Source organism: Pseudomonas sp. NGC7 (assembly GCF_047159675.1).
In the GTDB taxonomy this organism is placed as follows: Bacteria; Pseudomonadota; Gammaproteobacteria; order Pseudomonadales; family Pseudomonadaceae; genus Aquipseudomonas; species Aquipseudomonas kermanshahensis.
Window position 1 is genome coordinate 4,646,855 of record NZ_BAAFZY010000001.1, and the last position, 18,839, is coordinate 4,665,693.

15 protein-coding genes and 1 pseudogene are annotated in these 18,839 nt (G+C 64.3%); 8 read left to right on the forward strand and 8 right to left on the reverse strand.

Going from position 1 to position 18,839, the window contains the following annotated elements; genetic code table 11:
* The first annotated feature begins 49 nt into the window (after nt 1-49).
* Together ACMCNM_RS20885 and preA are read left to right on the forward strand one after the other, a co-directional pair.
* The gene (locus ACMCNM_RS20885; RefSeq protein ID WP_412765326.1) at nt 50-1,417 is read left to right on the forward strand and encodes an NAD(P)-dependent oxidoreductase; all 1,368 of its coding nucleotides are present in this window, start codon (nt 50-52) and stop codon (nt 1,415-1,417) included.
* Nucleotides 1,418-2,692, forward strand: coding sequence for an NAD-dependent dihydropyrimidine dehydrogenase subunit PreA (gene preA / locus ACMCNM_RS20890; RefSeq protein WP_085272989.1), 1,275 nt, complete (start codon nt 1,418-1,420; stop codon nt 2,690-2,692). It abuts the gene before it with no gap.
* 141 nt (nt 2,693-2,833) lie between these two features.
* On the opposite strand, the gene ACMCNM_RS20895 is transcribed toward preA, so the two are convergent.
* The 8 genes and pseudogenes from ACMCNM_RS20895 to gnd form a co-directional block, all read right to left on the reverse strand.
* The gene (locus ACMCNM_RS20895) at nt 2,834-3,229 is read right to left on the reverse strand and encodes a DUF4440 domain-containing protein (protein WP_412765327.1); all 396 of its coding nucleotides are present in this window, start codon (nt 3,227-3,229) and stop codon (nt 2,834-2,836) included.
* 2 nt (nt 3,230-3,231) lie between these two features.
* A complete protein-coding gene (locus ACMCNM_RS20900) occupies nt 3,232-3,852 on the reverse strand; it encodes a TetR/AcrR family transcriptional regulator (protein WP_027592763.1) in 621 nt (206 codons plus the stop codon).
* Nucleotides 3,852-4,208 carry a VOC family protein gene (locus ACMCNM_RS20905; protein WP_412765328.1) on the reverse strand — a complete coding sequence of 119 codons (357 nt, stop codon included), beginning with the start codon at nt 4,206-4,208 and terminating at the stop codon, nt 3,852-3,854. The genes ACMCNM_RS20900 and ACMCNM_RS20905 overlap by 1 nt, the downstream gene beginning before the upstream one ends.
* A 62-nt stretch (nt 4,209-4,270) precedes the next feature.
* A complete protein-coding gene (locus tag ACMCNM_RS20910; RefSeq protein ID WP_099428796.1) occupies nt 4,271-4,558 on the reverse strand; it encodes a HigA family addiction module antitoxin in 288 nt (95 codons plus the stop codon).
* A gap of 15 nt (nt 4,559-4,573) precedes the next feature.
* Nucleotides 4,574-4,660 (reverse strand): annotated as a pseudogene (locus tag ACMCNM_RS20915) (Killer protein); the annotation flags it as partial.
* Between the two features lie 138 nt (nt 4,661-4,798).
* The gene (locus tag ACMCNM_RS20920) at nt 4,799-6,595 is read right to left on the reverse strand and encodes a glycoside hydrolase family 15 protein (RefSeq protein WP_412765329.1); all 1,797 of its coding nucleotides are present in this window, start codon (nt 6,593-6,595) and stop codon (nt 4,799-4,801) included.
* Nucleotides 6,596-6,742: 147 nt separating this feature from the next.
* The gene (zwf, locus tag ACMCNM_RS20925) at nt 6,743-8,248 is read right to left on the reverse strand and encodes a glucose-6-phosphate dehydrogenase (RefSeq protein WP_412765330.1); all 1,506 of its coding nucleotides are present in this window, start codon (nt 8,246-8,248) and stop codon (nt 6,743-6,745) included.
* Complete coding sequence (gnd, locus tag ACMCNM_RS20930) at nt 8,245-9,228, reverse strand: phosphogluconate dehydrogenase (NAD(+)-dependent, decarboxylating) (protein ID WP_186680879.1); 984 nt, start codon at nt 9,226-9,228, stop codon at nt 8,245-8,247. Before gnd ends, zwf begins: the two co-directional genes overlap by 4 nt.
* 201 nt (nt 9,229-9,429) lie before the next feature.
* Here gnd and ACMCNM_RS20935 point away from each other — a divergent pair, with 201 nt between their 5' ends.
* The 6 genes from ACMCNM_RS20935 to ACMCNM_RS20960 all read left to right on the forward strand — a co-directional run bounded on the left by ACMCNM_RS20935 (nt 9,430) and on the right by ACMCNM_RS20960 (nt 18,829).
* On the forward strand, nt 9,430-9,597 hold the full coding sequence (locus ACMCNM_RS20935) for a DUF6026 family protein (RefSeq protein WP_177323874.1): 168 nt from the start codon (nt 9,430-9,432) through the stop codon (nt 9,595-9,597).
* 94 nt (nt 9,598-9,691) lie between these two features.
* Complete coding sequence (locus ACMCNM_RS20940; protein WP_186680876.1) at nt 9,692-10,165, forward strand: SgcJ/EcaC family oxidoreductase; 474 nt, start codon at nt 9,692-9,694, stop codon at nt 10,163-10,165.
* Between the two features lie 510 nt (nt 10,166-10,675).
* Nucleotides 10,676-12,235, forward strand: coding sequence for a glycogen synthase GlgA (glgA, locus tag ACMCNM_RS20945; RefSeq protein WP_099428793.1), 1,560 nt, complete (start codon nt 10,676-10,678; stop codon nt 12,233-12,235).
* Between the two features lie 14 nt (nt 12,236-12,249).
* Nucleotides 12,250-13,992 carry a malto-oligosyltrehalose trehalohydrolase gene (treZ, locus tag ACMCNM_RS20950; protein ID WP_412765331.1) on the forward strand — a complete coding sequence of 581 codons (1,743 nt, stop codon included), beginning with the start codon at nt 12,250-12,252 and terminating at the stop codon, nt 13,990-13,992.
* Complete coding sequence (malQ, locus tag ACMCNM_RS20955) at nt 13,989-16,058, forward strand: 4-alpha-glucanotransferase (RefSeq protein ID WP_412765332.1); 2,070 nt, start codon at nt 13,989-13,991, stop codon at nt 16,056-16,058. The genes treZ and malQ overlap by 4 nt, the downstream gene beginning before the upstream one ends.
* Nucleotides 16,055-18,829, forward strand: coding sequence for a malto-oligosyltrehalose synthase (locus tag ACMCNM_RS20960; RefSeq protein WP_412765333.1), 2,775 nt, complete (start codon nt 16,055-16,057; stop codon nt 18,827-18,829). The genes malQ and ACMCNM_RS20960 overlap by 4 nt, the downstream gene beginning before the upstream one ends.
* Nucleotides 18,830-18,839 lie beyond the last annotated feature (10 nt).

Genomic DNA, 18,839 nt, shown 5'->3' on the forward strand with positions numbered 1-18,839 from the left:
GTATTGCCGTTGACTGCCACATCCAAAAAAGAAAAGAGAGGCTACAACCGTGATCGATGCCCTGAACCACTTGCCGCGCCCCCGGGCCGGCGCCGACCAGCTGGCCGAGCGCTTCGGCGATCTCGCCCCTCCCCTCACCGCCCGCCAGGCCGCCGTGGAGAGCGCACGCTGCCTGTATTGCTACGACGCGCCCTGCGTCAATGCGTGCCCCAGCGAAATCGACATTCCCTCGTTCATCCACCGCATCAGTGACGAGAACCTGCAAGGCGCCGCCGAACGCATTCTCTCGGCCAATATTCTCGGCGGCAGTTGCGCCCGTGTCTGCCCGACCGAAATCCTCTGCCAACAGGCCTGCGTACGCAACAACGCCCAAGAATGCGCACCGGTGCTGATTGGCCAGTTGCAACGCTATGCGCTGGACAACGCGCACTTCACCGAGCACCCCTTCACCCGCTCCCCCGCTACCGGCAAGCGCATCGCCGTGGTCGGCGCCGGCCCTGCGGGGTTGTCCTGCGCGCACCGCCTGGCCATGCATGGGCATGACGTGGTGGTGTTCGAAGCCTGCGAAAAAGCCGGTGGCCTCAACGAATTCGGTATCGCCCGCTACAAACTGGTAGACGACTACGCCCAGCGCGAAGTGGAATTCCTGCTGGGCATCGGTGGCATCGAAATCCGCCACGGCCAACGCCTGGGGGACAACCTTGGCCTGGGCGAGCTGCGCGATCAATACGACGCGGTGTTCCTGGGCCTGGGCCTGAATGCGGTGCGCCAGCTCGGCTTGGCCGATGAAGAGGCACCTGGGGTGCTCGCCGCCACGCAGTACATCCGCGAACTGCGCCAGGCCGATGACCTGAGCCAACTGCCGCTGGCCGACCGCTGCCTGGTGATTGGCGCCGGCAACACCGCCATCGACATGGCCGTGCAGATGAGCCGCCTGGGCGCCCGTGACGTCAACCTGGTTTACCGCCGCGGCCACGCCGACATGGGCGCCACCGATCACGAGCAAGACATCGCCAAGGCCAACCAAGTGCGCCTGCACACCTGGGCGCGCCCCGAGGCGGTACTGCTGGACGATGCCGGCCAGGTGCGCGGCATGCGCTTCGCCCGCACCGAGCTTGCCGACGGGCGCCTGCGCGACACCGGCGAAACCTTCGAGCTGGCCGCCGATGCGATCTTCAAGGCCATCGGCCAACGCTTCGATGACGCCAGCCTCGCCGACCCCGTGGCGGCGCAGCTGGCCCGCGAGGGTGAACGCATCCGCGTCGATGCGCACATGCGCACCAGCCTGGCGGGCGTCTACGCGGGCGGCGACTGTACCGCCCTGGGCCAAGACCTCACCGTCCAGGCTGTGCAGCACGGCAAGCTGGCCGCTGAAGCCATCCATGCCCAACTCATGCTCAACGTGGAGGCAGCGTAAATGGCCGACTTGTCTATCGAATTTGCCGGCATCAAGGCACCCAACCCGTTCTGGCTGGCCTCGGCGCCCCCCACCGACAAGGCCTACAACGTGGTCCGCGCCTTCGAGGCTGGCTGGGGCGGTGTGGTCTGGAAAACCCTGGGCGAAGACCCGGCGGCGGTCAACGTGTCGTCGCGCTACTCGGCGCACTACGGCCCCAACCGCCAGGTGCAGGGGATCAACAACATCGAACTGATCACCGACCGCTCGCTGGAGATCAACCTGCGCGAGATCACCCAGGTGAAGAAGGACTGGCCCGACCGTGCGCTAATCGTGTCGTTGATGGTGCCGTGCGAGGAAGAATCCTGGAAGTTCATCCTGCCTCTGGTGGAGGCCACGGGCGCAGATGGTATCGAGCTGAACTTCGGCTGCCCCCACGGCATGCCTGAGCGCGGCATGGGCGCAGCAGTCGGCCAGGTACCGGAATATGTGGAGATGGTCACCCGCTGGTGCAAGACCTATTGCGCCCTGCCGGTGATCGTAAAGCTCACACCCAACATCACCGACATTCGCCAGTCGGCCCGCGCCGCGCACCGTGGCGGGGCGGATGCGGTGTCGTTGATCAACACCATCAACTCGATCACCAGCGTGGACCTGGACCGCATGGTGGCCCACCCGATAGTCGGCGACCAGAGCACCCATGGCGGCTATTGCGGGTCGGCGGTCAAGCCGATCGCGCTGAACATGGTCGCGGAAATCGCCCGCGACCCGGAAACACGCGGCTTGCCCATCTGTGGCATCGGCGGCATCGGCAACTGGCGAGACGCGGCCGAGTTCATTGCCCTGGGCAGTGGCGCCGTGCAGGTATGCACGGCAGCGATGCTGCACGGGTTCCGCATTGTCGAAGACATGAAAGATGGCCTGGCGCGCTGGATGGACCAGCATGGGCACCGTAACCTGGAAGCGTTCAGAGGCCAGGCGGTGGGGCACACCACTGACTGGAAGTACCTGGACATCAACTACAAGTCAGTGGCGCACATTGACCAGGACGCCTGCATAGGGTGCGGTCGTTGCCATATCGCCTGCGAAGACACCTCGCACCAGGCCATTGCCAGCACGGCCAAGGCCGACGGCACCCACGTCTACAGCGTGATCGAGGAGGAATGCGTGGGCTGCAACCTGTGCCAGATCACCTGCCCGGTGGAAAACTGCATCGACATGGTGGCGCAGGATACCGGCAAGCCTTACCTGAACTGGACACAGGATCCGCGTAACCCCTATCGCGAGGCGAGCTGAGGCTGAATAGGCCGGGGCCGCTGCGCGGCCCTTCGCGGGGCAAGCCCGCTCCCACAGGCGTTGTGTGCTTTTTCAGGCAGGCAGAAATCCTGTGGGAGCGGGCTTGCCCCGCGAAGGGCTGCGAAGCGGCCCCAACTATAGTCAAACCACCGCTGTCTCATGCAAGTACACCCACACCACCCGCTGCTCGTCACACTCCACAATCGCCAACGAATACCGCGCAGTCTCCTGCCCCGGCAAGCGGTGGGTCTCCTTGTAGCGCACCGCCACACTCGCACCCGCCTGCCACACTACCTGCACCTCACTGACCTCGATTTCCAGCCCTGGTCGAACGCCGGCCCCCCGCTCGAACAACTGCCCCACCTGCTGGTGATCAACAATCGCGCCCGTCGTGGTGACCATACTGAAGTTGTCGGCAAACACCGCCATCAACTCGCTGCGAAGCGCCTCGGTCTGCGCAGCGGGCCGGGTGAATACCGCATGGATCAGATCATGTACATCGTGGATGCTGCGTACAGCCCGTTCACTCAAGGTCATATTCAAGGTTCCAAACCAATGCCGCGCAGGATGACGCTGGTCACCGTCTGCACCGCGTTTTCAAACGCCCTGTCCGACAATGCCTCGCCGCCATTGAGCAACGCCACCTGATAACCGAAGTCCGCATAATGCTGGGTCGATGCCCAGATCATGTACAGCAGTGCAGACGGCTCCACCGGCAAGATGCGGCCCTCTTCCACCCAACGGCGGATCTTGGCCTCCTTCAGCTTTGCCCATGGCACCAGGCTTTCATCCAGGCTCACGCCCAGCACAGGCGCCCCGTGCAGCATTTCTTCAGCCCAGATCTTGGATCCCAACGAGCGCGAGCGCGAGTGGCCCATCTTGGCCCGGATGTAACTGGTGAGCACCACCCGCGGGTCATCGAAATTTTCGAAGCACAGCGCGTCCTGTTTCCACACGTCTAGCAGGTCCTGCAGCACCGCGCGGAACAGTTCGTCCTTGGTACTGAAGTAGTAATGCAGGTTGGAGCGCGGCAACTCGGCCTGTTCGGCGATGTCGCCCATAGAGGTAGCGCCGTAGCCTTTTTCGGCGAATACCTTTTCTGCTGCCTGAAGAATCTTCTCGATATTGCGCCGACGGATCTCGATCTTGTGGTTGGCCATTAAGGTTGGGCCGTCCACACCGCCAGCTCATAGCCGTCCGGGTCCACGAAATGGAACCGGCGGCCCCCCGGGAACGCAAACGTCGCCCGGCTGATCACCGCCCCCGCCGCCTCAATCCGCTGCTGCGTTGCCTCCAGATCGTCCGCATACAGGATGACCAGCGGGCCACCCGGGCGCACCGGCTCACCCGTGGTAAAGCCCCCGGTCAGGCGACCATCGCTGAACTCCGTGTAACTAGGCCCGTAATCGGTGAAACGCCAGCCGAACGCGCTGCCATAAAACGCCTTGCTCCGTGCGATATCGCCGACGTTGAATTCGATGTTGTCGATCTGCCGATCGTGGCCACGAACGCTCATGCATAGTCCTTGCTGAGAGAGGTAATTGCCCCAGTCTACTCCGGTCGTTTCGCCCAATCGAATCAGGCAGCCTGGAACAATCGCGTGACCACGGGCTGCTGACGGTGACGCGCTTGCCAAATGTCGTAATCGGCCTGGATGGCAAGCCAGAGCCTGGCCGTACTGATACCGGCCATTTCCAGGCGTAATGCGAGGTCTGGAGACATTGCGGCACGGCCATGCAACACCCGAGAAAGCGCTTCACGCGAGAACCCCAGGTGCGACGCAAAGGCTTTCACCGTCAGGCCCAACGCCGGCAGAACGTCCTCACGCAAGGTTTCGCCGGGGTGTGGCGGATTGTGCAAAGGCATGATCAGCCCTCCTGTTCAGTGATAATCAAGGTAATCAACCAGTTCGACATCCGAACCCACAAAACGAAAAATCAGCCGCCAGTTACCCGAAACACTGACTGACTGATGATCATGGGTAGCTCGCCGCGTCCATTTGGGGGACAGGCATAGCGTGATCCTATGCATCACACATGGCAAAGTATCACATGTGACGTCATGCGTCACACACTGATTGAGACCAGAACACATGCGGGTAGCACACTATCCACACCGCGCCCGGTCCCGCGCCGGGCACTGCGCACGGTGCAGGTTCAGTGCCGTGTTGATGATGCCGATATGGCTGAACGCCTGCGGGAAGTTACCCAGCATTCGCTTGCCGGCCGGGTCGTACTGTTCCGCCAGCAAGCCGAGGTCGTTGCACAGGCCGCTCAGCCGTTCGTACAAGGCTTGCGCCTGCGCTTGCCGGCCCAGCAGGACATAGACGTCGGCGAGCCAGAACGAACACACCAGGAAGGTGCCCTCGCCTGGGGTCAGGCCATCGCTGCAGCTGTCGGTGTCATAGCGCAACAGCAGGCCATTTTTCAGCAGGCGCTGCTCGATTTCCTGCAGGGTGCGCAGAAAACGAGGGTCATCCGCTGGCAAAAAACCGGTCAAGGCGATGTGCAGCAGGCTGGCGTCCAACTCGTTGGCGCCATAGGCCTGCACGAAAAATGTGCCGCTGGGATCCAACCCGTTCTCACACACGTCCCGATGGATCTCATCCGCCACCTGGCGGTAATGCCGCCCGCGCGCGCGGTCTTCTTCGGTGGTGTCGGCCAACCCTGCGGCGCGGTCGAATGCCACCCAGGCCATCACCTTGGAGTGCACGAAATGCTGCCGGCCGCCGCGCACTTCCCAGATACCTTCATCGGGCTCGCGCCAGATGCGCTCGACATACGGCAGGATCAACCGGGCAATCGCGGCGCTGCGTGGGTGGCGGGGCAAACCGCCTTTGATTGCTTGGCTCATGGCATCGGCCAGTTCGCCGTAGATATCCAGCTGCCGCTGCCCCGACGCCGCGTTGCCCACCCGCACCGGCTGCGAGTGCTCGTAACCGGCCAACCACGGCAAGGTGTATTCCTGCAAGTCGCGCTCGCCGGCCAGGCCGTACATGATCTGCATCTGCTCGGGGTTGCCGGCGACCGAACGCAGCAGCCATTCACGCCAGGCCTGGGCTTCGTCGAAGTAGCCAAGGTTCATGAACGCCAACAAGGTCATGGTGGCGTCGCGCAGCCAGCAGAAGCGGTAGTCCCAGTTGCGTTCACCGCCGATACGTTCGGGCAGCGACGTGGTAACCGCGGCAACGATCCCGCCGGTGGGCGCGTAGGTCATCGCCTTGAGCGTGAGCAGCGAACGACGCACCCGGGCGGTATAAGGGCCGACCTCCGGGCAGCGGGCGGCAAAGGCCTGCCATTGGTCGATGGTTTGCCCCAGCGCGGTGTCGACATCGCAATCGGGCTGAACAGGCAGGTGCGAGGGCTGGTGGCGCAGGCTGAAGACCTGGCGTTCACCGGCACGCACGCGAAAACGTGCAACGGTGTGGTGGTCGCGGGCATGCGGGGGCACGGTGCTGCTGAGGATCAGCCGGTCTGGGCCAGCGACGGCGCTGAGGGTCAAGGGGTCGAGCCGTTCCACCCACGGCACGCTGCGGCCGTAGTCGAAACGCATCACCAGGTCCATTTCGAAGTTGGTTTCGCCAGCAAGCCCCTCGACGATGCGGATGACCGAGTTGACCTCGCTCAAAGGCATCAAGTCCAGCACGCGGGCCCGGCCTGAGGCGGTGACCCAGGTGGTTTCCAGTACCAGGGTGTCGTCGAGGTATTGCCGGCTGGTGTGTTCGACCGGGTCGCAGGGGGCCAGGCGCCAACGGCCGTTTTCATCGTTGCCTAGCAGCGCTGCGAATACCGCCGGGGCGTCGAAGCGCGGCAGGCACAGCCAGTCGAGCGAGCCATCCCGGCTGACCAGGGCGGCGCTGCGGCAATTGCCGAGCAGGGCGTAGTCTTCGATAGCTGCGGGCATTGGATCTCCTTTCAATTGGCCGGGTCTGTTGCCTGTACTGGCCTCTTCGCGGGCAAGCCCGCTCCTACAGGTTCTGCACAGTGCTCAAGACTGTGGGAGCGGGCTTGCCCGCGAAGAGGCCGGCACAGGCAACACCGCTTGATCAGGTCACCCCAGGCGGTGCCATTCCCGCTTGTCCCGGGTCAGCAGTTCATTGCCAGCCTCGGGCCCATCCTCACCCGCCGGGTATTCATGCACCTCGCCCTCCTTGGCCCAGGCGTCGAGAAACGGCTGCACCGCGCGCCAGCCGTTCTCGATGTTGTCGGCGCGCTGGAACAAGGTCTGATCGCCGGTCAGGCAGTCGTAGATCAGCGTCTCGTAGCCCGTCGCCGGGGTCATCTTGAAGAAGTCTTTGTAGGCAAAACCCAGCTCGACATTCTCCATCACCAGCTCCGGCCCTGGGCGCTTGGCCTGCAAGTCGAACCACATGCCCTCATTGGGCTGGATCTGGATTTTCAGGTAGTTGGGTTTGGGCCGTTCCAGCTCCGACTCGCGAAACTGCGCATACGGCGCAGGCTTGAAGCAGATGGCAATCTCGGTGTCGCGCACGCTCATGCGCTTGCCGGTACGCAGGTAGAACGGCACGCCGGCCCAGCGCCAGTTGTCGATCATCACCTTCAGCGCCACGTAGGTTTCGGTCTGGCTGTTTTGCGCTACGTTGGCCTCCTGGTGGTAACCGGCCAAGCGCTTGCGCCCCTGCTTGCCAGCGCTGTACTGACCGCGCACGGAGTTCTTCAGCGCCATCTTCGTCGACCACGGGCGAATGGCACCGATCACCTTGGCCTTTTCACCACGTACCGCATCGGCGCCAAAGGCAGCCGGCGGCTCCATGGCGACCATCGCCAACAGCTGGAACAAGTGGTTGGGGACCATGTCGCGCAGGGCCCCGGTGTTGTCATAGAACGCACCCCGGGTCTCGACGCCAACGGTCTCGGCGGCGGTGATTTGCACATGATCGATGTAGTGGTTGTTCCAGAACGACTCGAACAGGCCGTTGGAGAAGCGGCTGACCAGGATGTTCTGCACCGTCTCTTTACCCAGGTAATGGTCGATGCGGTAGATCTGCCGCTCGCCCATCACCTTCAGCAAACAGGCATTGAGTGCCTCGGCGCTGGCAAGGTCGGTCCCGAAAGGCTTCTCCACCACGACCCGACGGAAGCCCCCGCCGGACTCGTCGAGCAAGCCGGCCTGGCCCAGGCGTTGGGCCACTTCGGGGAAGAAGCGTGGCGATGTCGCCAGGTAGAAAATCGCGTTGCCATGCCGGGTCGCGTCGATGCGTTTGGCGATGGCCTGGTAAGTGGCCGGGTCCAGAAAGTCGCCGGTCTGGTAGTCCAGCTGTTTGGCCAGGCGCGCCCAGAGCTTTTCGTCCAGGCACTTGGCGTCCCCCTCACTGCCCTTGTCCCGCTCCAGCATGAACGCGTGCAGGCGGTCGGCGAACGCTTCGGCAGTGGCCGCATTGTGGTCGACGCCGACAATGCGCAGGTTGCGGTCCAGCAACCCGTCGCGGCTAAGGTTGTACAGCGCCGGCATCAGCAGGCGCTTGACCAGGTCGCCATTGGCGCCAAACAGAAACAAGGTACAAGGCGGTGCAGCTGGGATCGTCTGTTTAGTCATTCGCCTTTCTTCTCGACATGGCCACCGAAGCCCAGGCGCATGGCCGAGAGGATCTTGTCACCGTAAGTGCCTTGCTGCTGGCGCGAGCGGAAGCGTGCAAACAGCGCGCTAGACAGCACTGGCACTGGCACAGCTTGCTCAACGGCGGCGTCGATGGTCCAGCGGCCTTCGCCACTGTCCGACACCGAACCACTGAACTGCGCCAACTGCGGGTCGGCCACCAAGGCGTCGGCAGTGAGGTCGAGCAGCCACGAGGTCACCACACTGCCACGACGCCAGACTTCAGCGATTTCGGCCACGTTGAGGTCGAAACGCTGGTCTTCCGGCAGCTCGTTGCCGCCTTTGCTGCGCAGCAAATCGAAGCCTTCGGCGTAGGCCTGCATCAGGCCGTATTCGATGCCGTTGTGGACCATTTTCACGTAGTGACCGGCACCGGGCGGGCCTGCATGAATGTAGCCATGCTCGGCGCGCTGGTGCTCGCCTTCGCGGCCATGGGTACGCGGGATGTCGCCAACGCCGGGTGCCAACGCCTTGAACAGCGGCTCGAGGCGTTCGAACACGTCCTTTTCGCCACCGATCATCATGCAGTAGCCACGGTCCAGGCCCCACACACCCCCTGAGGTGCCGACGTCCAGGTAATGCAGGCCACGTTTGGCCAGTTCGCCCGCACGGCGCATGTCGTCTTTATAGAAGGTGTTGCCACCGTCGATGATCGCATCGCCCGGTTCCAGCAGCTCGGCCAGTTGGGCGATGGTCTGCTCGGTAGGCTCCCCGGCCGGCAGCATCACCCACACCGCGCGCGGTGCCTTGAGTTTCTGTACCAGTGCACCGAGGTCGTGCGCACCTTGGGCTCCCTCGCCCTCCAGCCCCACAATGGCGTCACGGTTGCGGTCGTGCACCACGGTGCGGTGGCCGGCGCGCATCAGGCGCCTTGCAATATTGCCGCCCATGCGGCCCAGCCCGACGATTCCCAATTGCATGAGCCGATGCTCCCCTTGCGAAATAGATGACGACTACAGTTCAGCGTTTCAGATTAGTCCAGCGTACCGCCGAAGGGTTCAGCGACGAACGGCAAGACCACGATAAACAAAAAAGTTCCCACGGGCGGTGAAAGAATTCAGAATGCGCCCCGCATGAAGCGACTACGCTTGAAAATGTCTCCACCAATTGCGAGGTGTGCAATGGGTACTTTGATGCCAGCGACTCCCATCCAGACACTCTACGTCTCAGTGCGCCGTGATGAACTGGCCCGCCTGAAGCAAGAACGCGATCAGCTGCAACAACGTGTCGCGCAACTCAGCCAAATGCTGGAACAAGCCAATATTGGCGAAAAATCCGTCAGCCGCTGACGAACTTTCTACTCGTTGACGGGGGCACGCCCTCCTTACCGTAGCATCCGCCGCAGGCCCGCTCCGGAGCCTGCATCCGCCGATGGATACGCGTATGTCCCCCGTTGCCTATTTGCTCCCTGCCGCCCTGCTCATCGCCTGCCTGCCGGCGCAGGCGAGCACGCCACAAACAAACCCGCCACAACAATGCCAGACGCTGACTGAGGCCGAGTCCCGCGCCTTGTTCGAGCAATGGAATGCCAGCCTGCAGACTGGCGATGCGGCGGCCGTCGCCAAACTGTACAGCGACGATGCGGTATTGCTGCCCACGGTGTCGAAGGTGCCTCGGCTGACCCCCGACGAGCGAATCGACTACTTTGAGCACTTTCTTGCTGATCGGCCAAGTGGCACGCTGGACACGCTTCACCTGACCCCTGGCTGCAACAAGATGACCCTGGCAGGGCTGTATACCTTCGACTTTGCCGCCAACGGCAAGCAGGTACCCGCGCGCTACACCTTCACCTACCGCTGGGACGGGCAGGCCTGGCTGATCAGCCACCACCATTCCTCACTGTTGCCACAAAGCTGAGGTCGCCTTAGCAAGACACCAGCAAATTGCGTGTTTTACCCGCCCCATAAGAGGGCGAGAAAACACGCACGCGCCCCATGACGACGCGCCGCCCTTCCCGCCTGCCCCACCCTCGATCATCCCTGTTCACATCCAGTCACATTCGCCAACGTTTGCGTCTAAATCAGCCATAACGAAAGTGACCAGTGGGTCACCTTTTTTACTTCTTCTCTCCTACACTCAGCATTCGGCCCGCCATTTGCTCAGAGGAAGAGTGACGTAGAAAAGTCGAACTTTCACAAACGGCGGTGGGTCAGCAATTAAGTAGGGCACGTGCAAAGGGGGCTTCCCCACCAGGGCCCGCCAACCCCAATCAGTCCAATCGCCGTCGGCCGGAATGCTGATCGCGTTGAGCCTGTGCGCACGACTCAGGGGCATGGATGGCACTACACAGTTTTGTATTAGAGAGAACCAACACGAGATAACACCACGGGTGCCAGCACCCGGCCAAGCATAGGGACGGAGAGAAGTATGATCAGTGCCGCTGTCGAGCCTCACGTAGATTCATTCAACCCGGACAACCGCGAACCGCTTACCCCGGATTTCGCCACGACAGGCAAGGCACCCGGCGCCCAGCGCCAGCACAACCCGAACAAACGCAAGATTCTGTTCGTCACCTCGGAGATCGCCGACCTGGTCAAGACCGGCGGCCTGGGCGATGTTTCCGCCGCCCTGCCCCGCGCCTTGGCGCATCTGCATGATGTACGGGTATTGATCCCCGGCTACCGCCAGGTGATGGAAAGCGACAACCCGATTCACATTGTCGGCGAATTGGGCGGCCATGCGGCGCTGCCGCCGTGCAAGATCGGGCGCATGGACCTGGCTGACGGCCTGGTCATCTATGTGTTGATCTGCCCTGAGTTGTACCAGCGTGATGGCACTCCCTATGGTGCCAACAATGGTCGCGACTGGCCCGATAACCACATCCGCTTCGCCCGCCTGGGCTTGGCCGCCGCCGAAATTGCCGCAGGCGAAGGCATGATCCACTGGAAGCCCGAAGTGGTGCATGCCCACGACTGGCCCGCCGGCCTGGCGCCCGCCTACATGCATTGGCGCGGGCTGAACACGCCGACCCTGTTCACCATTCACAACCTGGCCTACCAGGGCGTCTATAGCCGTGGCTGCAGCCCGGAACTGGCGATCCCCGAGCATGCCATGCAGCAAGAAGGCATGGAGTTCTACGGCAAGCTGTCGTTCCTCAAGGCGGGCCTGGCCTACTCCAGCCACATCACCACGGTCAGCGCCACCTATGCCCGGGAAATCACCACGCCGGAGTTTGGCTGCGGCCTGGATGGTTTCCTCTCGGCCAAGGCCCAGCAAGGCCTGCTGGGCGGCATTCCCAATGGCATCGACGAAAGCTGGGATTCGGCCACCGACAAACACCTGCAACACAACTTCAGCATCAACGACTGGGCCGGCAAGGCGCGTAACACCGAAGCAGTGCGCCAGTTGTTCGAGCTGGAGCCTTCCGAAGGGCCGTTGTTTGCCGTGGTCTCGCGCCTGGTCTACCAGAAAGGCCTGGACCTGACCCTGGGCGTGGCCGACTACATCGTCGAGCAAGGCGGGCAGATCGCGATTATCGGCCGTGGCGAGCCGGAAGAAGAACAGGCCATGCGCGAACTGGCGCTGCGTCACCCAGGCCGCATCGGCGTGCGCATCGGCTTCAACGAAACCGATGCCCGGCGCATGTTCGCCGGCAGTGATTTCCTGCTGATGCCCTCGCGCTATGAGCCATGCGGCCTCAGCCAGATGTACGCGCAGCGCTTCGGGTCGCTACCGGTGGCGCGTAATACCGGTGGCCTGGCCGACACCATCGAGTGCGGTGTCACCGGCTTCCTGTTCAACGAATCGACCGTCGAGAGCTACCGTGAGGCGCTCAGCCGCGCCTTCTATGTCTACGGCAAGAAAGACCTGCTCAACGCCATGCGCTGCCTGTCGATGACCCAGCCGTTCAACTGGTGCCAGGCGGTGGAACCCTACGCCCGCCTTTACGAGGACTTGGTCAAGCAGGCACAGGTCAGCCATTACTGAGCGGAGAACCGAAGATGCACAGGCATGGCGCACACTTGCTGGACGCCACGTCGGCGCGCTTCGCCCTCTGGGCGCCGGATGCGCGCAGCGTGAGCGTGGAATTGGAGCAGCAGCCTGCTGTAGCACTGCTGCCCGACAATGATGGCTGGTACACGGGGGATGCCCCGTGTCAGGCCGGTGATCGGTATCGTTACCGGGTGGACGGCACATTGCTGGTCGCCGACCCCGCGTCGCGCTACCAACCCGAAGGGGTGCAAGGGCCCAGCGAGGTGGTGGATGTTGCCAGCTATGCCTGGCAACACCCTTGGCAGGGCCGGCCGTGGCATGAGGCGGTCATCCAGGAATTGCACGTCGGCGTGCTGGACGGCTACACCGGGGTTGCCCGGCAGTTGCCGCGCCTGGCCGAAATCGGCATCAGCGCCATCGAGCTGATGCCGCTGGGGCAGTTCCCGGGCGAACGCAATTGGGGTTACGACGGCGTGCTGCCGTTCGCGCCGCAAAACACCTACGGCACCCCGCAGCAACTGTGCGCGCTGGTCGACCAGGCGCACGGCGAAGGGTTGATGGTGTTGGTGGACGTGGTCTACAACCACTTTGGCCCGGATGGCAATTACCTGCACCAGTACGCCAGCCCGTTCTTTCGCGAAGACCGGCAAACGCCCTGGGGCGCGGCGATCGACTTCCGCCGCGCAGAAGTGCGCGAGTTTTTCATCCAGAACGCCTTGATGTGGCTGTGCGACTACCGCTGCGACGGCCTGCGCCTGGATGCGGTGCATGCCATCGACCAGCCGGACTTTCTGGTCGAGCTGGCGCAACGGGTGCGTGCTGCCGTGGCGCCCGGCCGGCATATCTGGCTGGTGCTGGAGAACGAGCACAACCAAGCCTTTTTGCTGGAGCAGGGTTTCGATGCCCAGTGGAACGACGATGGCCACAACGCCCTGCACGTGCTGCTCACCGGCGAAACCGAAGGCTACTACGCCGACTATAAACACCGCCCCATCGACCAGTTGGCCCGCTGCCTGTCGGAAGGCTTCGTGTTCCAGGGCCAGGCCAACCGCCATGGCACGCCACGGGGCGAGCCAAGCGGGCATCTTGAGCCCAGCGCATTCGTGCTGTTCTTGCAAAACCACGACCAAATCGGCAATCGCGCACTGGGTGAGCGCCTGACCCGCCTCTGCCCGCCGCAGGCTTTGCGGGCAGCCACCGGCCTGTTGCTGCTGGCGCCGATGATCCCGTTGTTGTTCATGGGCGAGGAGGATGGCAGTTGCAGCCCGTTCCTGTTCTTTACCGACTTCCATGACGAATTGGCCGATGCGGTGCGCGAAGGCCGGCGGGGCGAGTTTGCCCACTTCGCCGCGTTCGCCGACCCCGAGCAGCGTGAACGCATCCCCGACCCCAATGCCGCACAGACCTTTGCCTCGTCACGGCCGCAAAACAAGGACGTCATTGCCGGTTGGCATGGCCTCTATCATCAGTTGCTCGACTTGCGCCGCCGCCACGTCATCCCGCACTTGCCGGGCAGCCGCGCGCTGGGCGTTGACGTGCACGGCGACAAAGCGCTGACCGCACGTTGGCAGTTGGGCGACGGCAACACCTTGCGCATTGACCTCAACCTGTCCGCAAGCCCCCAAGCCGTCGCGCTGCCGCCCGCCGAAAGCCGGCTGTTCGACAGCAGTGACACCCGCCACCCCGATACGTCCCTGGCCGCGTACAGCTGCGTGGTCAGCCTGCTTCCCCCTGGCCAGGAGCGCCCATGAGCGAAACCGCCCTGCACCGTTTGGCGGCCCGCGTCGGGCTTAGCCGCGACTGGATCGATGCCAATGCCCGGCCGCAGCGAGTCAGCGATGACGTACTGCGCAATGTCCTCGAAGGCCTCGGCCACCCCGCCGCCGACGAAAACGCCATCCAAGCCAGCCTGCGCGCCGTGGAGGCCGCCGAAGACAGCGAACACCTGCCGCCCTTGTTGACCGTCGAGCTTGGCCAACCCCTGGCGCTGGGCCGCTACTTCAGCGCCAACAGCACCGTGCGTTGCACCTTGGAAGACAACAGCCAGCGCACCCTTACCCTGGACAACCAGGGGCGCCTGGCTGCCGAGCTGCCCCTCGGCTACCACGCACTGGAAATCGACGGCCGCACCTGCACCGTGGCCGTGGCGCCTTCACGCTGCTACAGCCTGGCCGACAGCGTTGCGCAACCGCCCCCACGCTGTTGGGGCCTGGCCGTGCAGCTGTACAGCCTGCGGCGCACTGGCGATGGTGGCTATGGCGACTGCCTGGCACTGGAACAACTGGCGCGCACCGCCGCCGAGCGCGGCGCCGATGCCTTGGCGATCAGCCCGATTCATGCGCTCTCGGCCATCGACCAGGAGCATTACAGCCCCTACTCGCCGTCCAGCCGCCTGTTGCTCAATACCCTCTATGCCAGCCCAGCCGCGCTGTTCGGCGAGCGCGCCGTACGCATGGCGATCGAAGCCTGCGGCTTGGAACAGGTGCTCGAAGACCTCGAGCAGCAGCCGCTGGTCGACTGGCCGCGCGCCGCTGCTGCTCGCCTGCGCCTGCTCGAAGCCCTGTACCAGGACTTCAGCCAGGGCGACCACCCGCTGCGCAAGGACTTCGACAGCTACCGCGCGGCCGCCGGCCAAGCCCTGGAACACCATTGCCGCTTCGAAGTGTTGCAAGCGCAAGCGGTGGAGCATGGCCTGGGCGCTGACTGGCGCAATTGGCCCCGCGCCTGGCACGACCCCTACCACCCCGAAGTCGAGGCCTTCGCCAACGCCTACCCGGCCAAGGTCGAGTTCCACGCCTTTTGCCAGTGGCTGACCGAACGTAGCCTGCAGCGCGCCCAGGAGGCCGCGCGGGGCAATGGCATGACCATTGGCCTGATCGCTGACCTGGCGGTGGGTGCCGACGGCGCCGGCAGCCAGGCCTGGAGCCGCCAGGACGAGTTGCTGGCCAACCTCAAGGTCGGCGCGCCGCCCGACATTCTCAACCGTTCGGGGCAGGACTGGGGTATTTGTGCGTTCTCGCCCGAAGGCCTCAAACGCAACGGCTACCGCGCGTTCATCGAGATGCTGCGGGCCAACCTCGCCCACGCCGGCGGCCTGCGCATCGACCACGTCATGGGCCTGCGCCGGCTGTGGTTGATCCCGCGTGGCGCCAAACCCAGCGAAGGCGCTTACCTGAATTACCCGCTCGACGACCTGCTGCGCCTGCTGGCGCTGGAATCGGTTCGGCACCAGGCGGTCATCCTCGGCGAAGACCTCGGCACCGTGCCCGAAGGCCTGCGCGAACAGCTGGCCGACAAGGCCGTGCTGGGCATGCGCGTGCTGCCTTTCGAACAGACCCAACCTGGCCACTTCAAGCCCATTCTCGACTGGCCCGACAGCGCCCTGGCCACCACCGGCACCCATGACCTGGCGCCGCTGGCCGGCTGGCTGGAAAACCGCGACATCGACTGGTTCCATCGCCTGCACTTGATCGATGCCGCCAACGAACTGCACTGGCGCCACGACCGCCAAAAAGAACACAACGGCCTGCGCCGCACCCTGGAGGCCAACTACGGCCCGCTACCCGATAACGACGCGGTGATCGACGCCGCCATCCGCTACGTCGGCCACACCCGCGCCCCACTGGTGCTGGTGCCCCTCGAAGACCTGCTGGGCTGCGACGAGCAACCCAACCTGCCTGGCACCACCGCAGGCCACCCCAACTGGCGCCGGCGCTTTGCTCTGCCGGTGCGCGAACTGCTCGACGACGAAGACGCCGCACGGCGCCTGGAACTGCTGGCCCAGGCCCGCGAACAAGCCTGGGAGCGTGACCGATGAAACCCCTGACCGCGACCTTACGCCTGCAATTTCACAGCGACTTCACCCTCGACCACGCGGTGCCGCTGGTGCCGTATTTCGCCCAGTTAGGCATCAGCCACCTGTATGCCTCGCCGATCCTCAAAGCCCGCGCCGGCTCACGCCATGGCTACGACGTGGTCGACCCGACCCAGGTCAACCCGGAGCTCGGCGGCGAGGCGGCGCTGCAGCGCCTGGTCGCCGCCCTGCGCCAGCACGGCATGGGGCTGATCCTCGACACCGTGTCCAACCACATGGCCGTGGGCGGTGCCGACAACCCCTGGTGGCAAAGCCTGCTGGCCTGGGGCCGGCGCAGCCCGTATGCGGAGTTTTTCGACATTCAGTGGCACTCCAGCGACCCGCTGCTGGCCGGCCAGTTACTGCTGCCCTTCCTCGGCAGCGACTACGGCGCAGCCTTGAAGCAAGGCGAGATCCCGCTGACCTTCGACAATCAGCACGGCGTGCTGGAAGTTGCCCATTACGATCATCGCTTCCCGATCTGCCCAATCGACTATGGCTGGATCCTCGCGCAAAGCCCTGAGCCCGCCTTGCAGGCGTTGGCCGCGCACTTCACCGCGCTGAGCGACAGTGCCCAACCGCTGAACGATGCCCTGCCCTTGCAGGCTGAGCTGGCGCGCCTGGTAAACGACGGCGCCGACCTCGAATCGGCCCTCATCGCGTTCGATAGCCGCAGCGAGGCCGGCCTCAAACGCCTGCACCTGCTGCTTGAACGCCAGACCTATCGCCTGGCCAGCTGGCGCACCGCCGCCGACGACATCAACTGGCGGCGCTTCTTCGACATCAACGAGCTGGGCGGCCTGCGGGTCGAGCGTGCAGCGGTGTTCGAGGCCACCCACGCCAAGCTGTTCGAGCTGATCGAGCGCGGCCTGGTGGATGGCCTGCGCATCGACCATATCGACGGCCTGGCCGACCCCCGCGGCTATTGCCGCAAGCTGCGCCGCCGGGTCGACAGCCTGTTGGCGCGGCGGCCACTGAACGCGGCGCTGGAACACTTCCCTCTCTACGTGGAAAAAATCCTCGGCGCCGACGAGCACCTGCACCAAGACTGGCTTACCGACGGCACCACCGGCTACGAGTTCATGAACCAGGTCTCGCTGTTGCAACACGACCCGGCCGGCGAGGCGCCGTTAACCGAATTGTGGGCCAACGTCAGCGAGCGCCCAGACTTCCCCGAGGAAGTGCGCCTGGCACGCCACCTGGTGCTCAATGCCAGCCTGGCCGGTGACTGCGAATCGGTGGCCCAGGCCTTGCTGCAGGTGGCCCGCGACGACCTGATGACCCGCGACCTGACCCTAGGCGCAATCCGCCGGGCGTTGCAGGCACTGGTCGCGCACTACCCGGTGTACCGCACCTACTTCAACGCCTGCGGCCGCCCTGCAGAAGATGAAGCCTTCTTCCAGCAAGCCTTGGCCAATGCCCGCCAAGACCTCAGCGAAGCGGACTGGCCGCTGCTCGACCAGCTCGAACAGTGGCTCGGTGGCCAGCCCTGGCGCCGCCTGCCACCGGGCCGGCCACGCAAGCACTTGCGCCATGCCTGTGTGCGCTTCCAGCAACTGACCGCGCCCAGCGCCGCCAAGGCCGTGGAAGACACGGCGTTCTACCGCAGCGCCCGGTTGCTGTCGCGCAACGATGTGGGCTTCGAGGCCGAGCGTTTCAGCGCAGGCAGCGAAGTGTTCCACAACGAAGCCCAGCGGCGCCTGCGCGACTTCCCCGACAGCCTGCTGGCCACCGCCACCCATGACCACAAGCGCGGCGAAGACACCCGCGCCCGCCTGGCCGTGCTCAGCGAACGCGGCCCGTGGCTGGCCAGCCGGGTGGAGCATTGGCGCGAGTTGGCGGCGCCGCTGCGGGCGCAACTGGACGACGGCCTGGCCCCCAGCCCTGGCGATGAGCTGATGCTGCTGCAGACGCTGCTGGGCAGTTGGCCGCTGAACCTGGACCCACACGATGACGGCGCCCTGCGCCAGTACGCCGAGCGCCTGCGGCAATGGCAACAGAAGGCCCTGCGTGAAGCCAAGTTGCGCAGCAGCTGGAATGCCCCGAACGAGGCCTACGAGGCCGCCTGCGCCAGCTACATCGACGGCCTGCTGCTGGATGACGAGAACCAGCAGTTGCGCAAGTCCGTGGCCGATGCCGCCCAGCTCATCGCCTGCCCTGGCGCACTCAATGGGTTGGTCCAGACGCTGTTGCGCATGACCGTGCCCGGCGTGCCCGACCTGTACCAGGGTAACGAATACTGGGACTTCAGCCTGGTCGACCCGGACAACCGCCGCCCCGTCGATTACGCGCTCAGGCGCCGCACCCTGGACGACGCCACTACCCCCGCCGAGTTGCTGGCGCACTGGCGCGACGGCCGCATCAAGCAGGCCTTGATCGCGCGGGTGCTGGACTGCCGCCAGGCGCATGCCGAGCTGTTCCGGCGTGGCGCCTACCTGCCGCTGAACGTGCAGGGTCGGCATGCCGACAAGGTGCTGGCCTTTGCCCGCCTGGGTGACGACGAACGCGCCATTGTCATTGCGCCACGCCTGGCCAGCAGCCTGCTCGGCGGCGCCCCTACACCGTTGATCCCGGCCCATAACTGGGACGATACCCGGCTGATACTGCCGTTTGCCTTGTCGCCTGCCAACTCGACGGGACTTTTCTCCAGTGCTGCGGTCAGCCCTACAAAGGAGCTGCTGTTGAGCGCCGTACTGTCGGAATTTCCGGTCAATGTGTTGATACAACAATCTTGAGCATCAGGAG